The 17,540-nt window shown below is 63.8% G+C and carries 14 protein-coding genes, 3 tRNA genes and 1 pseudogene; 9 read left to right on the top strand and 9 right to left on the bottom strand.

Features of this window, described 5'->3' with window-relative positions:
* Window positions 1–17 precede the first annotated feature (17 nt).
* Window positions 18–542, bottom strand: coding sequence for a GspH/FimT family pseudopilin (locus tag AR540_RS20250; protein WP_059231447.1), 525 nt, complete (start codon window positions 540–542; stop codon window positions 18–20).
* 97 nt (window positions 543–639) lie between these two features.
* Between AR540_RS20250 and thiO the strand changes: the two genes are divergently transcribed.
* Complete coding sequence (thiO, locus tag AR540_RS20255) at window positions 640–1,743, top strand: glycine oxidase ThiO (RefSeq protein ID WP_059231449.1); 1,104 nt, start codon at window positions 640–642, stop codon at window positions 1,741–1,743.
* Here the strand turns inward: thiO and AR540_RS20260 are convergent, their stop codons facing one another.
* The 3 genes from AR540_RS20260 to AR540_RS20270 are packed head-to-tail and all read right to left on the bottom strand — an operon-like array spanning window position 1,744 to window position 4,881.
* Window positions 1,744–3,084 carry a sigma-54-dependent transcriptional regulator gene (locus AR540_RS20260; RefSeq protein WP_059231451.1) on the bottom strand — a complete coding sequence of 447 codons (1,341 nt, stop codon included), beginning with the start codon at window positions 3,082–3,084 and terminating at the stop codon, window positions 1,744–1,746.
* A gap of 2 nt (window positions 3,085–3,086) precedes the next feature.
* Window positions 3,087–4,649 (bottom strand): sensor histidine kinase, encoded by a 1,563-nt coding sequence (locus AR540_RS20265; protein ID WP_059231452.1) that lies wholly within the window; start codon window positions 4,647–4,649, stop codon window positions 3,087–3,089.
* Window positions 4,633–4,881: a PP0621 family protein gene (locus AR540_RS20270; RefSeq protein WP_059231454.1), complete on the bottom strand. Its 249-nt coding sequence runs from the start codon at window positions 4,879–4,881 to the stop codon at window positions 4,633–4,635. The genes AR540_RS20265 and AR540_RS20270 overlap by 17 nt, the downstream gene beginning before the upstream one ends.
* Before the next feature lie 134 nt (window positions 4,882–5,015).
* On the opposite strand from AR540_RS20270, the gene AR540_RS20275 reads away from it, so the two are divergent.
* A complete protein-coding gene (locus tag AR540_RS20275; RefSeq protein WP_059231456.1) occupies window positions 5,016–6,638 on the top strand; it encodes an NAD+ synthase in 1,623 nt (540 codons plus the stop codon).
* An 80-nt stretch (window positions 6,639–6,718) separates the two neighbouring features.
* On the opposite strand, the gene AR540_RS20280 is transcribed toward AR540_RS20275, so the two are convergent.
* A complete protein-coding gene (locus tag AR540_RS20280) occupies window positions 6,719–7,744 on the bottom strand; it encodes an outer membrane protein assembly factor BamD (RefSeq protein WP_059231457.1) in 1,026 nt (341 codons plus the stop codon).
* Window positions 7,745–7,932: 188 nt separating this feature from the next.
* Between AR540_RS20280 and rluD the strand changes: the two genes are divergently transcribed.
* From rluD to AR540_RS20310, 6 genes are all read left to right on the top strand, one after another.
* On the top strand, window positions 7,933–8,892 hold the full coding sequence (gene rluD / locus AR540_RS20285; protein ID WP_059231459.1) for a 23S rRNA pseudouridine(1911/1915/1917) synthase RluD: 960 nt from the start codon (window positions 7,933–7,935) through the stop codon (window positions 8,890–8,892).
* On the top strand, window positions 8,889–9,620 hold the full coding sequence (gene pgeF, locus AR540_RS20290; protein ID WP_082707056.1) for a peptidoglycan editing factor PgeF: 732 nt from the start codon (window positions 8,889–8,891) through the stop codon (window positions 9,618–9,620). Before rluD ends, pgeF begins: the two co-directional genes overlap by 4 nt.
* A gap of 130 nt (window positions 9,621–9,750) precedes the next feature.
* Complete coding sequence (gene clpB / locus AR540_RS20295) at window positions 9,751–12,315, top strand: ATP-dependent chaperone ClpB (RefSeq protein ID WP_059231461.1); 2,565 nt, start codon at window positions 9,751–9,753, stop codon at window positions 12,313–12,315.
* A gap of 161 nt (window positions 12,316–12,476) precedes the next feature.
* Window positions 12,477–12,552: transfer RNA gene (locus tag AR540_RS20300), tRNA-Asn, on the top strand.
* A gap of 10 nt (window positions 12,553–12,562) precedes the next feature.
* A tRNA-Pro gene (locus tag AR540_RS20305) sits at window positions 12,563–12,639 on the top strand.
* 6 nt (window positions 12,640–12,645) lie between these two features.
* Window positions 12,646–12,721: transfer RNA gene (locus AR540_RS20310), tRNA-Lys, on the top strand.
* Between the two features lie 263 nt (window positions 12,722–12,984).
* Here the strand turns inward: AR540_RS20310 and AR540_RS20315 are convergent.
* The 4 genes and pseudogenes from AR540_RS20315 to AR540_RS20330 all read right to left on the bottom strand — a co-directional run bounded on the left by AR540_RS20315 (window position 12,985) and on the right by AR540_RS20330 (window position 17,044).
* Entirely contained in the window at window positions 12,985–14,313 is a 1,329-nt protein-coding gene (locus AR540_RS20315) for a tyrosine-type recombinase/integrase (RefSeq protein WP_059231464.1), read from the bottom strand.
* Window positions 14,310–16,173: pseudogene (gene mobH / locus AR540_RS20320) on the bottom strand (MobH family relaxase). The gene AR540_RS20315 and the pseudogene mobH overlap by 4 nt, the downstream one beginning before the upstream one ends.
* A 231-nt stretch (window positions 16,174–16,404) precedes the next feature.
* The gene (locus tag AR540_RS20325; RefSeq protein ID WP_059231465.1) at window positions 16,405–16,758 is read right to left on the bottom strand and encodes a type II toxin-antitoxin system RelE/ParE family toxin; all 354 of its coding nucleotides are present in this window, start codon (window positions 16,756–16,758) and stop codon (window positions 16,405–16,407) included.
* 4 nt (window positions 16,759–16,762) lie between these two features.
* Window positions 16,763–17,044, bottom strand: a complete 282-nt coding sequence (locus AR540_RS20330) for a type II toxin-antitoxin system ParD family antitoxin (protein WP_059231467.1) — start codon at window positions 17,042–17,044, stop codon at window positions 16,763–16,765.
* A 123-nt stretch (window positions 17,045–17,167) separates the two neighbouring features.
* Here AR540_RS20330 and AR540_RS25515 point away from each other — a divergent pair, with 123 nt between their 5' ends.
* Complete coding sequence (locus AR540_RS25515; RefSeq protein WP_153014279.1) at window positions 17,168–17,521, top strand: DUF3742 family protein; 354 nt, start codon at window positions 17,168–17,170, stop codon at window positions 17,519–17,521.
* Window positions 17,522–17,540: the final 19 nt, after the last annotated feature.

Consider the following 17,540-nt stretch of genomic DNA (forward strand, 5'->3'; position numbering starts at 1 on the left):
GTGTCTGGTACGCGGGTTTAAACGCAGTGGTCGCTCTCGCGGAGATTCCCTGGTTCGATCCGTCCTGCTTTGTTCAGGACGAGGCGGGCGAGCGGAGTGTCGCCCCGACAGAGGATGAAACTGCCATTCAGGGAGTCGGTGGTGCCGTTGCTCAGGAAGGTGAGATGGGGCTGGGTGCGGAAGTTGTTCCAGCGCCAGTGCAGACCGTCCGGCAGTTCGCTGACCAGCAGCGTCGCCTCTGCGGCGGACTGCAGCCCATCACGATCAAGATCGGGAAAGACGCGCGTCGCGGCTGACCAGAGGTTGGTGGCTTCGCAGGTATCCGCTGGCGCATGGCAGATGGAAACCGTGCTTTTTCTGGTGATGGCGGCGGTGCGGGCGAAATTGACCGTTTCCCTCAGATGTTCGATGGCGATCTGCTGGCGGTTACGTTGCAGCAGTTCGCCGAACGCGGGCGCCGCCAGCGCCGTGACGATGCCGAGTACACTGAGGCAGATGAGCAGTTCGAAGAGGCTGACGCCTCGCGTGTTGCGGTGTGCCATATCGACGTCCTTGCGTAGTCTTCCGGCCTTCCTGGCCGAAGAAGCGATTTAATGACGTCGTGCTGGCGAGTCAATTCCAAGGTGCTAGAGGTGTGACGTGAGTTTCGATGTGGCTGTGGTAGGGGCCGGTGCCATTGGCTTGTTATCGGCCTATCACCTGTCCTTGAGCGGTCGGCGGGTGGTGTTGGTGGAGCGGGGCGAGCCTGGACGGGAAGCGTCCTGGGCGGGTGGCGGGATCGTCTCGCCACTCTATCCATGGCGCTATCAACCTGCCGTGACGGCATTGGCGCACTGGTCCCAGGATTTCTATCCGGCGCTGGGCGAACGCCTGCGGCAGGAAACGGGCATCGATCCGGAGGTCGAGGTGACCGGCCTGTACTGGCTGGACCTGGAGGACGAGGCCGAGGCGCTGGAGTGGGCGCGGCGCAACGTCAGACCGCTCTCGTCGGTGTCGATGGACGAGGTGCGTGGTCGGGTACCGGTGCTGGGAGCGGGCTACGAGCGCGCGGTATTCATGGCCGGGGTGGCCAATGTGCGCAATCCGCGCCTGGTGCGCTCCTTGCGGGAAGCCCTGTTGCGCATGCCGAACGTGACGCTATTGAGCGAGTCGCCAGTGACAGGCTTCCTGCGCCAGGGTGAGCGCGTAACAGGGGTGCAGACGGCACGCGAGGCCATCCATGCCGAGTCTGTCGTGGTCTGTGCCGGCGCCTGGAGCGGCGAGTTGCTGCGCACCCTGGGCCTGGCGGTGCCGGTGAATCCGGTCAAGGGCCAGATGCTGCTCTATCGGCAGCCGGAGGGTTATCTGAGCAGCATGGTGCTGGCCAAGGGGCGCTACGCCATTCCTCGCCGCGATGGTCATATCCTGATCGGCAGCACCCTGGAGCACGCCGAGTTCGACAAGACGCCGACGGCCGAGGCGCTGGCCAGTCTGCAGACCTCGGCTGCCGAGCTGCTGCCGGCACTCGCCGCCCAGGCGCCAGTGGCGCATTGGGCGGGGCTGCGCCCGGGTTCGCCGGATGGCGTGCCCTTCATCGGCCCGGTGGCGGAGTTGCCTGGCCTGTGGCTCAACTGCGGCCACTATCGCAATGGCCTGGTGCTGGCACCGGCCTCCTGCCAGCTGTTGACCGATCTGCTCACCAAGCGCACGCCCATCATCGATCCGGCGCCCTATGCGCCGGCCGCCCGGCTGAGGCTCGGGTGATCAGTCGATGCCGAGCTTCTTCAGGCGATAGCGCATGGAGCGGAACGACAGACCCAGGCGTTCCGCTGCGGCGGTGCGATTCCAGCGGGTTTCCTCGAGCGCCTGCATGATCAGCTGGCGTTCGATGGATTCCAGATGGTCTTCGAGATTGTCGATGTTGGCCAGACTGGCCTCGCCGTTGGCGGTCGTGGCGGGTGCATCGGCCAGCCGCAGGTCGTTCGGCCGGATGATGTCGCCCTCGCAGAGGGTGTAGGCGCGTTCCAGCATGTTTTCCAGTTCGCGGACGTTACCCGGGAAGCGGTAGCTCTTGAGCTTGGCCAGGGCATCCTCGCCGAGCGTCGCCGGGGCGAGTCCGGCATCTCGTGCCAGGCGATGGAGCATGTAGCTGGCGAGCGCGCCGATGTCTTCACGGCGCTCGCGCAGGGCTGGTACCTGCAATTCGATGACGTTGAGGCGGTAGTAGAGATCCTGGCGGAAGGTGCCGGCGGCGACTTCGGCGGCGAGGTCCTTGTGGGTAGCGCTGAGGATGCGTACGTCCAGGCTGATCTCCTGCTGACTGCCTACCGGACGCACGGCCTTTTCCTGGATGGCGCGCAGCAGCTTGACCTGCATCGGTAGCGGCAGGTCGGCTACCTCGTCGAGGAACAGGGTGCCGCCCTGGGCCGCCTGGAACAGGCCCTGCTTGTCTTCGATGGCGCCAGTGAAGCTGCCCTTGCGATGACCGAAGAACTCGCTTTCCATCAATTCCGAGGGGATGGCACCGCAGTTGACCGGGACGAAGGGCTTGCCGGCACGCGGGCCTTGCTCGTGGATCAGGCGTGCCACGCGCTCCTTGCCGCTGCCCGATTCGCCGCTGATGTAGACCGGTGCCTGGCTGCGCGCCAGCTTGGCGATCTGGGTACGCAGGGCCTGCATGGGCGGTGACTCGCCGAGCAGTTGCGTCTCGCTGGCGCCGGCGGCCGGATTGGCGGGGCCGGACAGACGCAGGGCGGTACCCACCAGCTCGCGCAGGCGCGGCAGGTCCACCGGCTTGGTGAGGTAGTCGAAGGCACCGGCCTTGAGTGCCTGGACGGCGGTTTCCAGGCTGCCGAAGGCGGTGATCATGGCCACCGGCAGTTGCGGCAGGCGCTGCTGGATGAACTGGATCAGCTCGAGGCCGGAGCCATCCGGCAGGCGCATGTCGGTCAGGCAGAGGTCGAAGCTTTCCCGCTCGAGGATGGCGCGCGCATCGGCGATGTTATTGGCGCTGGCCGTGTCGAGCTTCATCCGGCCGAGGGTGATTTCCAAGAGTTCGCGGATATCGGGTTCGTCATCGACGATCAGGACTTTCTGTCTGGCCATGCTCAGCTCATTGTGCGGGGATGGGCGAAGGTGATGCGAAAACAGCTGCCGTTCGCCAGGGGATGATAGCCAAGTCTGGCCTGATTGCTCTCGCAAAGCTCTCGGGAGATGTACAGGCCCAGCCCGGTTCCCTTGTTCTCCGTGGTGAAGAAGGGCTCGAAGAGATGATCGAGCTGCTCGGCGGCGACGCCCGGGCCATCGTCCACCACGTCGAGGATGGGCAGGTCGCTCTCGGGATCGCGATAGACGCTGAGCCAGACCTGGCCGGTGCCGCTGTAGCGCAGGCCGTTCTGCACCAGGTTGGTGAGGATCTGCCCCAGCTGGTGAGGGTCCATGTGGGTCTGCAGGGTGCCGGGTTCGGTCTTGACGTGCAGCGTCTGGCCGGCGGGCAGGGTAGGGCGCAGCTCGCCGGCGAAACGGTGGGCCCAGTAGCGCAGGTCGATCAGTTGGGGGGCCGACTGGCGCCGCCGGGACAGCTGCAGGACGTTTTCCACCACCCGGTTCATCCGTCGCGACTGGTCCTGGATGATCTGCGCCAGACGCCGGTCTGGCGTGGTCAGCTCCTCGGATTCCTGCAGCAATTGCGCCGCATGGCTGATGGCGCCCAGCGGATTGCGGATCTCGTGGGCGATGCCGGCCGTCAGGCGGCCGAGGGAGGCGAGCTTGAGTTGCTGCGCCTGCTGGGCGATTCGCGAGACATCTTCGAGGAAGGTCAGGATGCGCTCGCCCTCACCCTGTTGCAGGCGGGCGAAGGTCGGCTGCAACAAGGGACCATTGGCATAGGCGCGCAGCGTTGCGGGGCGGATGCTGGGGTTGCGCTCCCACTCTTCCAGACGCTGGGCCAGCCCCGAGGTCAGCGGGGTGATGGCGGTATCGTCGTCGACTCCGAGCAGGCGCCGGGCGGCGGGGTTGGCCAGCAGCACCCGATACTCGGTATCGAACACCAGGATGCCGGTGCGCATCCGCTCGAGGATGAGGGCATTGAGCGCTTCCAGTTCGGCCACGGCGGTGGCGCGTGTCTCGGCCAGGGCCTGGCTGTCCAGCAGGCGCCGTACCAGCCCCTGGACCAGCAGCGCGGTGGCGAAGCAGAGCGTGCCCAGGCCGGCCGCCTGGACGTAGCCGCTGCCGCCATCGCCGCGGCGCAGGTCCAGATAGCCGGTGGCGAGCAGCAGGGCGATGGCCGCCAGTGCGGCGATGAGCAGGCCGCGCCGCCCGCGGATCAGGACGTTGGAAACCCCCACCGTCACCACCAGCAGGCTGCCCATGCCGCTGGCGATACCGCCCGCCAGGAAGAACAGGCCGCCGAGGGCGAGGATGTCGAGCAGCGCCAGGGCGAAGGCATGGCTGCGCCAGTAGCGCTGGCTCAGCGCCAGGACGACGTTGATGGCGAGATAGGCCCAGCTGGACTGGCGGAACAGCTGACCGTCCACCGTGCGCAGCCAATGCTGGTCCAGATCGCTGGAGATCAGCACGACCAGCGCCAGGCCGATGACGATGCGGTAGAGGTGGTAGAGCCGCAGGACCGCCTCGGCTCTCAGGAGGCTCGTGTCAGTTTCGCGGCTCATGCTGCAACCGGCGATGTTCGGCGCTGCAGTACCAGCGTTGGTGGTCGCCGTCGGGCAGTGCCCGCTCCTGCGGCACGTGGACCCCGCAATGGGCACAGCGCACCATGGGATTGGGCGGCAGCGGTCGCGCCTTGTTGGCCTGCGGTCGTGTCTTGCCGCGCCACCAGCGTCTGACCATCCAGAACAGCGCGCCCAGCAGGACGAGCCACAACAGCAGGCGAAGCAGACCCATGGACGATCTCGCAGCGTAAATGATGGGGGAGTTTAGCAGGGCGGCCCGGCGGCGGGAGCGCGCCGTGCGGCTTCGATTGTCCGGCTTGGCCGCATGCGGGAAAATGCCGCGATCAACCGGGCAAGGAAGTATGCATGAGTCAGCTGTTGAACGTCGTGATGGCGCAATTGAACCTCAAGGTGGGCGACATCCATGGCAACGTCGATCGCATCATCGCGGCGGCCTGCGAGGCCCGCGACCAACTGGGGGGCGATCTGATCGTCTTTCCCGAGCTGTCGTTGTGTGGCTATCCCCCCGAGGATCTGCTGCTGCGTTCCAGCATGCAGAGGCGCATCGAGCAGGGCCTGCAGCGGATTCGCGCGGAAGTCGCCGGCATCCATGTACTGGTGGGCTTTCCCTGGCAGGAGGACGGGCGGCGCTACAACGCCTGCGCGGTCTATCGCGACGGTGCCGAGCTGGCCATCTATCGCAAGCAGCAGTTGCCGAATTACCGGGTGTTCGACGAGAAACGCTATTTCGAGCCAGGCGATAGCGCGGCGGTGTTCGACTACCAGGGCGTGCCCATCGGCGTCACCATCTGCGAGGACATCTGGTTTGCCGAGCCGATGGCCAAGGCGCGCGCTGCCGGGGCGCGGCTGATGCTCAACCTGAACGCCTCGCCCTTCCACGGCGGCAAGCAGCCCGAGCGTGAAGCGGTGGTGGCCGAGCGGGCCCGGGAAGGTGGCATGCCGGTGGTCTACGTCAACCAGGTGGGTGGACAGGATGAACTGGTGTTCGACGGCCATTCCTTCGTGGTGGATGCGGCCGGCCAGGTCACCCAGCGCGCACCGGCCTTCGTCGAGGGGCTCTATCCGGTCGCCTTCGCGACGAATCTGCAGCCGCAGCCCGCCGAGCTCGCCGCCGTGGCATCGCTGGAAGCCAGCGTCTACGACGCCCTGGTGCTCGGCGTCCGCGACTACGTGCGCAAGAACGGCTTCAAGGGCGTGGTGCTGGGACTGTCCGGCGGGATCGACTCGGCGCTGGTGCTGGCAGTGGCCGCGGATGCCCTGGGCGCGGAACAGGTGGAGGCGGTGATGATGCCCTACCACTACACCGCCCAGATCAGCCTGGAAGACGCCGAGGCCGAGGCTCGGGCGCTGGGCGTGCGCTACAGCGTGCTGCCCATCGCGCCCATGGTCGAGGCCTTCCAGCAGACCCTGGCCAGCGAATTCGCCGGACTCGGGCGCGACACCACCGAGGAGAATCTGCAGGCGCGCTGCCGTGGCACCCTGTTGATGGCCATTTCCAACAAGAAGGGCTATCTGGTGCTGACCACCGGCAACAAGAGCGAGATGGCGGTGGGCTACGCGACCCTCTATGGCGACATGGCCGGGGGCTTCGACGTGCTCAAGGACGTGCCCAAGACCCTGGTGTTCCGCCTGTGCGAGTACCGCAATCGCGAGAGCGTGGTGATACCCCAACGGGTGATCGACCGGCCGCCGTCGGCGGAGCTGTCGCCGGACCAGAAGGACGAGGATTCCCTGCCGCCCTATCCGGTGCTCGACGAGATCCTGCGCCTGTACGTCGAGCAGGATCTTTCGGCGGTGGACATCGTTGCCGCCGGCTTCGACGAGGAAACGGTGCGCAAGGTGCTGCGTCTGGTGGATCTCAACGAGTACAAGCGGCGCCAGGCCGCGGTCGGCGCGCGGGTGACCCAGCGTGGTTTCGGGCGTGATCGGCGCTATCCGATCACCTCGGGCTGGCGCATCGGCGACTGAGCCCTGGTCGCGCCGGGTATCGAAGACGCAACGAAAAGGGGAAGCCGATTGGCTTCCCCTTTTTCACATCGCACGCGGGATCAGTCGAACAGACCGAAGGTCAGGCGGCTGAACCAGGAGCGCTTGGCGGGCGCGGGCGTCGCGCCGCCGGCCTTCTCGGCTTCCGCCGGGTCGACGATGCGCAGCTCGGGCGCCAGGTTGTCACGCTCTTCCTGGTACTTGCGCTGGATGTCCTGGCTGGCGCGGGTCTCGCCGGGCGGCAGTGGATCGTTCGGGCGATCGATCAGGCCCAGGGTCGCGCGAGTCAGCCAGGAGCGCTGTTCGTCCTTGTCATCCGGTTCGCGCAGCTGGAACTCGCCATTCTTCAGGCTGACGTTGTCCGGATAGTTCAGCTTCAGGGTTTCCAGGCTGGAGGCGGCCAGATCGTTCAGCCCCATGTGCTGGTAGGCCTCGGTCATCAGCGCCAGGCCATCGCCCACGGACGGGGTGCCCTGGAAGTTCTCGACCACGTAGCGACCCCGGTTGGCGGCGGCGACATAGGCCTTGCGGGTCAGGTAGTAGTGGCCGACGTGGATGTCGTAGGCCGCCAGCAGGTTGCGCAGGTAGACCATGCGCGCCTTGGCGTCGGGGGCGTAGCGGCTGTTGGGGAAGCGGCTGGTGAACTGGGCGAAGTCGTTGAAGGAGTCACGCGCGGCGCCCGGGTCACGCTTGGTCATGTCCAGTGGCAGGAAGCGCGCCAACAGGCCGCGGTCCTGTTCGAAGGAGGACACGCCCTTCATGTAGTAGGCGTAGTCGACATTGGGGTGCTGCGGATGCAGACGGATGAAGCGATCCGCTGCCGTGCGCGCCGCCTCGGGCTCAGCATTCTTGTAGTTGGCGTAGATCAGCTCGAGCTGCGCCTGTTCGGCGTAGCGGCCGAAGGGATACCGCGACTCCAGGGCCTTCAGCTTGCTGATGGCGTCGGTGTAGCTGCTGTTGGAGATATCGCGCTGGGCCTGGGTATAGAGCTCGCCCTCGGGCAGATTCTCCGGAACCTCGGGCGCTTTCGAGGAGCAGGCGGCGGTGAGGACTAGGCTGGTGACCAGCAGCAGGTGCTTCAATTGCATGGCGGCTTGGATTCCCCGAAACGGTCGGCGGTGCAGGGATGAGGGCGGAGAGCTCTCACCTAGCCTGTGACGGGGCCGGAACCGTCCTGTTATGATGATCGACCCGGAATGCCGGGGCAAAAAAGTCGCCGTATTTAACCACAGGGCCGGGCCGATTCCAAAAGCCCTGCCATTGCCCGCGCAGATCCATGTCCGAATCCATCGTTCTCAATGCCGAAGTCCCCTCCGAACTCGGTGGCCAGCGCCTCGACCAGGTCGCTGCCCAGCTGTTCGCCGAACACTCCCGCTCGCGTCTCGCCGCCTGGATCAAGGACGGCAGCCTGACCGTCGACGGCGCCGTGCTGCGCCCGCGCGATACCGTCCATGGCGGCGCCCAGCTGGCGCTGCGCGCCGAGCGCGAGGCCCAGGGCGAGTGGGTGGCCCAGGACATCGAGCTGGACATCGTCTACGAGGACGACCACCTGCTGGTGCTCGACAAACCGGCCGGGCTGGTGGTCCATCCGGCTGCCGGCCATGCCGACGGCACCCTGCTCAATGCCCTGCTGCACCACGTGCCTGGCTTGGAGAGCGTGCCGCGGGCCGGCATCGTCCATCGCCTGGACAAGGACACCACCGGCCTCATGGTGGTGGCCAAGACCCTGGAAGCCCATACCCATTTGGTCGCCCAGCTGCAGGCGCGCTCGGTGAGTCGCATCTATGAAGCCGTCGTCGCCGGGGTGATCGTCGCCGGAGGTACGGTCGACGCACCCATCGGCCGGCATTCCCAGCGGCGCCAGCAGATGGCGGTGATTGCCGGCGGCAAGCCCGCGGTCAGTCACTATCGGGTGCTGGAGCGCTTCCGCGCCTACACCCATACCCGGGTCAAGCTGGAGACCGGGCGGACCCACCAGATCCGCGTGCACATGACCCATGTCGGCTTCCCGCTGGTGGGCGATCCGGTCTATGGCGGCCGCTTCAAGATCCCGCCGGCGACCAACCCGACGCTGATCAAGACCCTGCGCGAATTCCCGCGCCAGGCGCTGCACGCGCGCTTCCTTGAACTGGATCATCCGGTGACCGGCGCGCGCCTGCGCTGGGAATCGCCGCTGCCGGAAGACCTGGTCTGGCTGCTGGACCTGCTGCGGCAGGACCGGGAATCCTTCGAATGATCGGCGCCGACTGGCTGCGGCCGGACTGGCCGGCGCCGGTCGGTGTCCAGGCCTGCGTCACTACCCGCGCGGGTGGTGTCAGCCAGGGACCGTTCGCCAGCTTCAACCTGGGCACCCACGTCGATGACGAGCCGGCCGCGGTCGCCGAGAACCGTCGCCGCCTGGGCGAGGCCCTGGGTTGCCGCCCCGCCTGGCTCGAACAGGTGCACGGGACCGACGTCGTCGAGGCCGATCCTGATCGGGTGCTACGCGCCGATGCGGCCTGGAGCGAGACCCCCGGCATCGCCGTGACCATGATGACCGCCGACTGCCTGCCGGTGTTGTTCTGCCGCCGTGACGGCTCCCGTGTTGCCGCCGCTCATGCCGGCTGGCGCGGTCTGGCCGGTGGCGTACTGGAAGCGGCCGCGGCCAGCCTCGCCGTAGCTCCGGAAGAGGTGCTGGCCTGGCTGGGCCCGGCCATCGGCCCGGCCAGCTTCGAAGTGGGCGCCGAGGTACGCGAGGCTTTCATCGCCCAGCACGCCGAGTCGGCACACTGCTTCGTGGCGCGGGGCGGGGACAAGTACCTGGGCGATCTCTATGCCTTGGCTCGCTTGCGGCTCGCTGTCCAGGGCGTCACCGCCGTATACGGCGGCGGCTTCGATACCTTCGTTGATCACCAGCGCTTCTTCTCCTATCGTCGCGCCTCTCGCACGGGTCGCTTCGCCAGCCTGATCTGGATCAACGCCTAAGTATTTTTTCGAATGTCAAGCCTCTCCGGCTTGAATCGTTACGCATCGCCCCTATCTAAAGGTCATTCCCGCGGGTAATCGAAAGCGCCTTCTGCCGCGCCATCCCGCGTTTCAGATAAGGACCTTGCCCATGCGTATAGACCGTTTCACCAGCAAACTGCAGCTCGCCCTGGCGGATGCCCAGTCCCTGGCCGTCGGCCATGACCATCCGGCCATCGAGCCGCTGCACCTGTTCTCCGCGCTGCTCGACCAGCAGGGCGGTTCCATTTCCCCGCTGCTGCGCCAGGTGGGCTTCGACCTCGCCAGCCTGCGCAAGACCCTCGCCGAAGAGCTGGACAAGCTGCCCAAGATCCAGAACCCCACCGGCGACGTGAATCTGTCCCAGGACCTGGCACGCCTGCTCAACCAGGCCGATCGCCTGGCCCAGCAGAAGGGCGACCAGTTCATCTCCAGCGAGCTGGTGCTGCTCGCCGCCATGGACGAGAACACCCGCCTCGGCAAGTTGCTGCTGGGGCAGGGCGTTTCGCGCAAGGCACTGGAGAACGCCATCAACAACCTGCGCGGCGGCGAGGCGGTCAACGACCCCAATGCCGAGGACAGCCGCAAGGCCCTGGACAAGTTCACCGTCGACCTCACCAAGCGCGCCGAAGACGGCAAGCTTGACCCGGTGATCGGTCGGGACGACGAGATCCGCCGGACCATCCAGGTCCTGCAGCGGCGGACCAAGAATAATCCGGTGCTGATCGGCGAGCCCGGCGTGGGCAAGACCGCCATCGCCGAGGGGCTGGCCCAGCGCATCGTCAACGGCGAGGTGCCCGACGGCCTCAAGGACAAGCGCCTGCTGGCCCTGGACATGGGCGCCCTGATCGCCGGTGCCAAGTTCCGCGGTGAATTCGAAGAACGCCTGAAAGGGGTGCTCAACGAACTGGGCAAGCAGGAAGGCCGCATCATCCTGTTCATCGACGAACTCCACACCATGGTCGGTGCCGGCAAGGCCGAGGGCGCCATGGACGCCGGCAACATGCTCAAACCGGCCTTGGCCCGCGGCGAGCTGCATTGTGTGGGCGCCACCACCCTCGATGAGTATCGTCAGTTCATCGAGAAGGATGCCGCCCTGGAGCGACGCTTCCAGAAGGTGCTGGTGGACGAGCCGAGCGAGGAGGACACCATCGCCATCCTGCGTGGCCTCAAGGAGCGCTACGAGGTGCACCACAAGGTGGCCATCACCGACGGTGCCATCATCGCCGCGGCCAAGCTGTCCCATCGCTACATCACTGACCGCCAACTGCCGGACAAGGCCATCGACCTGATCGACGAGGCCGCCAGCCGTATCCGCATGGAAATCGATTCCAAGCCCGAAGCCCTGGATCGCCTGGATCGCCGCCTGATCCAGCTCAAGGTGGAGCGCCAGGCGCTGAAGAAGGAAGAGGACGAGGCGGCGCGCAAGCGGCTGGAAAAGCTCGACGAGGACATCGCCCGTCTCGAGCAGGAGTACGCCGACCTGGAGGAGGTCTGGAAGGCCGAGAAGGCCGAGGTGCAGGATTCCGCCCAGTTGCAGCAGCGCATCGAGCAGGCCCGTACCGAGCTGGAGGCCGCCCGCCGCAAGGGTGACCTCAACCGTATGGCTGAACTCCAGTACGGCACCATTCCCGATCTGGAGCGCAGCCTGCAGATGGTCGACCAGCACGAGAAGCCGGCCAACCAGCTCTTGCGCAACAAGGTCACCGAGGACGAGATCGCCGAGGTGGTCTCCAAGTGGACCGGCATCCCGGTGAGCAAGATGCTCGAAGGCGAGCGCGACAAGCTGCTGCGCATGGAAGAGGCGCTGCACAACCGCGTGATTGGCCAGGACGAGGCGGTCACGGCGGTGGCCAATGCCGTGCGGCGTTCGCGGGCAGGGCTGTCCGACCCCAACAAGCCCAGCGGCTCCTTCCTCTTCCTCGGCCCGACCGGGGTGGGCAAGACCGAGCTATGCAAGTCGCTGGCGGAATTCCTCTTCGATACCGAGGACGCCATGGTGCGCATCGACATGTCCGAGTTCATGGAGAAGCACTCCGTGGCCCGTTTGATCGGTGCACCGCCCGGCTATGTCGGCTATGAGGAGGGCGGCTACCTGACCGAGGCCGTACGGCGCAAACCCTATTCGGTGGTCCTGCTGGACGAGGTGGAAAAGGCCCATCCGGACGTCTTCAACATCCTTCTGCAGGTGCTGGACGACGGGCGCCTGACCGACAGCCAGGGCCGCACCGTGGACTTCCGCAACACGGTGATCGTCATGACCTCCAACCTGGGCTCGGCGCAGATCCAGGAGCTGGTCGGCGATCCTGATGCCCAGCGCGCGGCAGTGATGGATGCAGTGGCGAGCCATTTCCGTCCCGAGTTCGTCAACCGTATCGACGAAGTGGTGGTGTTCGAGCCCCTGGGGCGCGAGCAGATCGCCGGCATCGCCGAGATCCAGCTGCAGCACCTGCGCCAACGGCTGGCCGAGCGCGACCTGCAGCTGGAGCTGACGCCGGAAGCCCTGGACAAGCTGGTCGCGGTTGGCTACGACCCGGTCTATGGCGCGCGGCCGCTCAAGCGTGCTATCCAGCGCTGGATCGAGAACCCGCTGGCCCAGCGCATCCTGTCCGGCGCCTTCGCGCCAGGCAGCCGCATCCAGGGCCGGGTGGAGGGCGATGAGATCGTCTTCTCCTGACGGAAGGCCGGGCGTCCCAGCGTCGCCCGGCGTTTCGCATAATTTTGTGAAAAAACAGCAGGCTAGGTGTTGACGTCTGTTTCTACTTCCGTAAAATGGCGCACCTCACTTACGGCAAAGCCTTAAAGGCACTGACGTAAGAGGGGTTGGAAGAGAGAAATTCCGCGATAGCTCAGTCGGTAGAGCAAATGACTGTTAATCATTGGGTCCCTGGTTCGAGTCCAGGTCGCGGAGCCACTTCCATTTTCGGGGTATAGCGCAGCCCGGTAGCGCGCCTGCTTTGGGAGCAGGATGTCGGGAGTTCGAATCCCCCTACCCCGACCATTTCTCGGGTCGTTAGCTCAGTTGGTAGAGCAGTTGGCTTTTAACCAATTGGTCGCAGGTTCGAATCCTGCACGACCCACCATCTTCACCCAGAACCCTCCTTGCGGAGGGTTTTGGCGTTTCTCGCAGCTAATACAAGCAGCCGTCTGTCGCGAAACATAGCTTCGCAATGAAGTGATGTCAAACTGCGATATCTCATGCCAATGACGCTCTGGCACTGGGCTAGGAGCCTGGAAGGCATGTTATTACGGCGGTTATCTATCGAAGGCGCGTAAGTGTTCCTTGAGAGCTAGTTCTCAATTTCGGATGAACGGCGACTTTGGGGAGTTGAAGCGATGGGGGCTGTCACCCTGATTTAGAGCGGACTTCAAATCTGCTTACGGGGGAAATTCTGGCAGGGCTGGCCTGGAGCCGGGTTTCCGTCGTCATCGAATGCCCAGATCTCAGTAGCTGATCCAACCCACTGGACGATAGGAGCTGGCTCAGCTGCCTTACCTGTTGGGCCACTTCGTCCAAGTCTGGACCAGTCAACGGTTCAGATCGCTCAGGCTGACGAATAGCTGAGCGTTGCTCTCTGCCGGCGTTTGGCGCTGGTAGCGCACGTGGAGAAGCCTGGACCGATTCCGCGGCGGGCGCTCTCGTGCCAGTCAGAGCAGGCGTTGAATGGTGCGATGGTGCTTTAGTGATAGCTGGCGCCGGAGCCCCGTAATCCACACGAGCACGTTGCCGATGCTTCGGTTTGGCCGCCTCGATCCTATCGTTCATGGCATCGCGCATCACTTCATAGTCTGGCTCGATGTATTCCATCGTAGTCGCCAAATTCGAGTGGTTCAGCAACTGCTTGGTGACATGGATGTTCCGGTCAGGCTGACGCATCAGGTCGCTGGCCAAGGTATGCCTGAATCGATGGGGAGTCATCCTCACACCCGTCATACGAATCAGCTTCGTGTACATGGCCTCGACCTGATTGTCGTTCATCACTTCGCGGCGGTAGTGGCTTGAGAAGCGGTTGACGTTGAACAGCTGATCGGCAGGCTCAAATCCGCATGACACTGCTGTATCCAGTAGCCGGATCAGGTGTGGGTAGAGGGCTGTCGGAATCGGCACGGCGAACTCGCGGTGTGTCTTTTCCAGTTCTCCGCGAATTACGATCAGGTTCTCCTCAAGGTCTATGTCCTGCAGGCGTATAGAGAGTAGGGCGTTCAACCGTATCCCAGTGAGATGGAAGGTCTCGAACACGATCAGCCAGAACCACGCAGGCGTGATCTTGGCCCGCTTCTGCTCCTTGAGTTCGTCTTGCTCCAGCAGGAGGAGAAGGTCACGTGCGCGCTCGATAGCGCTGCGAGCGACCGTTTTCTTCCTTCGCTTCGGTGGCACCACGCTTGTCTTCTTGAAGGGGTTACGCTGCAGGTCAACGAGCCCCTCATCGATGCCGAACTCGGCGATGGTCTTGAGGTGGCTGCTGTAGGTGTTCCAGCTCCGCTTGCTCAAGCCGTCATCCAGCAACTGCTTCCGCCACTCGATAATTTTCTCTCGATCCACCTGTTCGAGCGATAGATCCTCGAAGCGGCGTATGAATGCGCGTGCCGCTGCCCGGTAGATTTTTTCGGTGGCGGGGCGGAAATCGCTCAGAGCGATGAATTTTTCCGTGAGCTCAAACAGCGGCAAGTTCATTGCTCTGCCTCCGAGCCCTGCAGTTTGATGCTGGGATTGTCGAATGGCGGCTGAGCGAAGATTGAAGTGGGATCCTGCAGCAGATAGCCCTTGAGCGACTTGGATTTTCGCGGACCGATAACTTCGCAAGTCCAGATGTTGAGGTTATCTGCCGTCTTGCGATTGATTTTGAGTTTCTCAAATGCACGCTGTACCAGTTGCCATGGATCGATGTCGCGCTCCTTTGCCTCCTTCTGCAGATGAGGGTGTTCTAGGGCATAGCGTTTGAAGAGCCCGGGACTCACCAAGAACGCGGTGCCAGCCACGGTGTGGATCATCGCCTTGGCATCGTTGATCACTAGCTTATGGGATAGGACTCCGTGACGAGCCCAGTCTATGAATGCCTGACCTAGCTCCGCTGCACCTGGTACTGCGACTGCGGCCGCAGAAAGATCTTCGACTGAGTGGGCTTCTTGATCATTTACAGCGATGTCGATAGTCGGTTGGTGCAGAGTGAGTGAGGCAGCTGAGGGTGTATGGCCAAAGAGTTCATCGGCCAATGCGAGGGTGTCTTCCATGGAGTCCAAACCGGTCTGGAATGCGGGCGGCGGCAGTGTTTCGGAATGGACGGTCTTTTGGAAGGATGTGACATCCGTCACAGTATGTGTTATCGCGATTGGTGGCGAAGTGATATCGCTCGCGATATCGGCCCGCTGCTGCTCTGGCTCTCCACCGTCTGTCTGTTCGAGTGTAAGCGTTCCAGTAAATGGAGCTGGTCGATCTGCAGGATCTGGCCAGATCAGTGCAGGGGAGACCTTGAGTAAGGTGAAGGTGTTCTTCCAGCCGTGGCCGGTGTCGACCGTTGCCTTCCAGATAGCCTTGTCCTGGGCGTTGACCTGGATAATGGCCTGGTCCTGGATCAGGTTGAAGAATGGGGCGTTCGACGTGGGGATACCCTCTACGCCTTGGGAGAGCATCAGTGCCCGCAGCTGGTCTGAGGCAGGCTTGCTGACGAGCCATAGCGCATCCTGGGTCAGCCACCCGTCCGAGGGCCCTTCTGGCTGGTTCAGCTTGAACTTCTCAATGACCAGGGTCCGCAACCCATCGGCCAGCTGCCGTTGGATCGTGTTCCTGGGGGGCCTCCATCGCACGTTGCGGGTTGGCGCCTAGCTCTTGGGCGACACTCGCCTGGTCGGCCTGGACGATCATCTCGCCCAGTACGCTGGCATGCTGGTATTGCCCGGCCAAGACGAAGATCAGCGATGACCATAGCTCGCGGTAGCCACTGAGCCAGTCCAGCACGTGGGGCGGCAGCACCTGGAAATAGACGAGTGCTGAGGCAGCACCATGAAGCTGGTAGTCGCGACCTTTGACGTATCTGAAGCGGTAGGGCTTCTCAATGCGACCGTGCCAGGGGTGCCATGGCTTGCCGTCCTCGAGGACGACCTCGATGTCGACGGCGATCTTGCCCAAGTCGTGGAGGAGGGCGCCGTAGGCTACCGCTGCTGACCACGCTTCGGCCTGGGCTGCTTGTGACTCAGGCGGTGCGCCGATTGGAAGGAGGTAGTTCTGCCGGATCTTCAGTGCGTAGGCGACGATCTCCAGCCCGTGGTCGAGCAGGCCCCCGGGATAGGCATGGTGGTGGTTTTCCGAAGCTGGAAGCTGCTGGACCAGGTCAGCGTAGCGCCCGAGAGGATCTCGATAGAGTGAGGCGAACTGCTCGCGGGACAGCGACGTTCGCTGCCAGATGTTCTCGATGAGCTTCTGCCGGCGGGGGAGCGCCAGAAGATCCTGGCCTGCAGACGGCTGGGTGAAGCCCTGTTTGCTGAGACTTAGAGGCGCGGAGGGTGGGGCTTTCTTCCTGAAAAAGAGATCGAACATGGCATGCCCTTGGTAGTTCTTGGGCCTGCGTTGTCGATCAGCAGCGGTGAGCGAACAATGGTAAACCGCTATCACTGCTCGGAAGGTTGGGAAGGCGGATGGCTACTATGGTCAGGAGCCTGGGCCCCCTTTGCTGTTCGAAGCCGAAGGCGGAGCCCTTTCTGGTAGGGCTTTTACCCTTAGAGCTCCCTTCCATTCCCTCCTTTGCTCCAACCCATTTGGCCCTTTGGGTTACTGGGGGCTGGCCAGATGTTCCTTGGGCTCCATTAGGTCGTGCAGCAGCCGCACTATCTCGATGACGTCGTCAGCCGCGATCCGGTAGAACACCACATGACGAGGCTGGCCGACGCGCTGCTCGGACGGGATACCCCTTTGGGCATGGGCCAGGTAGAGGCTGCGCAGACCTTCCTGTAGCTCATCGCGGGGAAGACTTACAGGTCCGTAGGGCTCGGCTGCGATCAAATTGAAGCTGCTGACCAGCAGGCTTTGGTAGCGTTTCCGGGCCGCTGAGCCGAAATGCTGAGCGGAGTACACCAGGATGTCGGCCAGGTCCTGTCGGGCCTCGGCGGAGATACGGTACTTCATGGGTTCAGTGGCCTATGCGGCTGTCTTCAACCGACAAGCCTTCCAGGTACTGCTCCAGGTCCTCGCCGCTCACCTCATCGAACCTTCCCTGCTCCAGTTGCTCAAGGGCTGGGCCCGTGGCGTTGCGCAAGGCTTCGACCTTGGCCGAGACCATGGCCTCTTGCTGAATCAGCAGGCGGAGTCCATTGCGCACCACCTCGCTGGCGTTTTGGTAGCGGCCGCTCGCTACCAAGCGATCAATCTCGTTGGAAAGCGGGTCTGGGATGACGATATTTCGGGTGGGCATGGCGACTCCAAGGGGGAGATGAAGGCAAGTGGCATCTTATGCCATGGCACTTGCGACGTCATCAATTGCGGCGTATAAGTGCCACCATAGAGCCATCGCGCTCCATGGAATGAGGCAGTAGCCATGACCACTCGCAAACCGGGATCTACCGAAGACTGGACGCACCTTGGAAAGCTGGATACGAGCCGTTTGCTCGTACGGGCTGAGGGCAGCATTTGGAACGGTTTGGCTGCAGTCGGTGTTCCGGTCAGCATCATCAATGTGTTGAAATGGTCTGTGCGTGGGGCTGTATTGGCTGCTGCCGCAGTCTATTCCCTCTATCTCTTTGTACCGTTGATGCTTGCGCTGAGCTACCTATGGCTGGCATCCAATGGCTCGTTGAGCACGGGTGATACCGATGTGGATGCTCCATACGGTCGTGATGTCTTTGGGCACCCTCTAGATTCGTCGGGTAGCAGAGATGAGTGGCGATTGTGAGGAAGCCGATTTCAAGACT

This window comes from Pseudomonas sp. EpS/L25 (genome assembly GCF_001512295.1).
In the GTDB taxonomy this organism is placed as follows: Bacteria; Pseudomonadota; Gammaproteobacteria; order Pseudomonadales; family Pseudomonadaceae; genus Chryseomonas.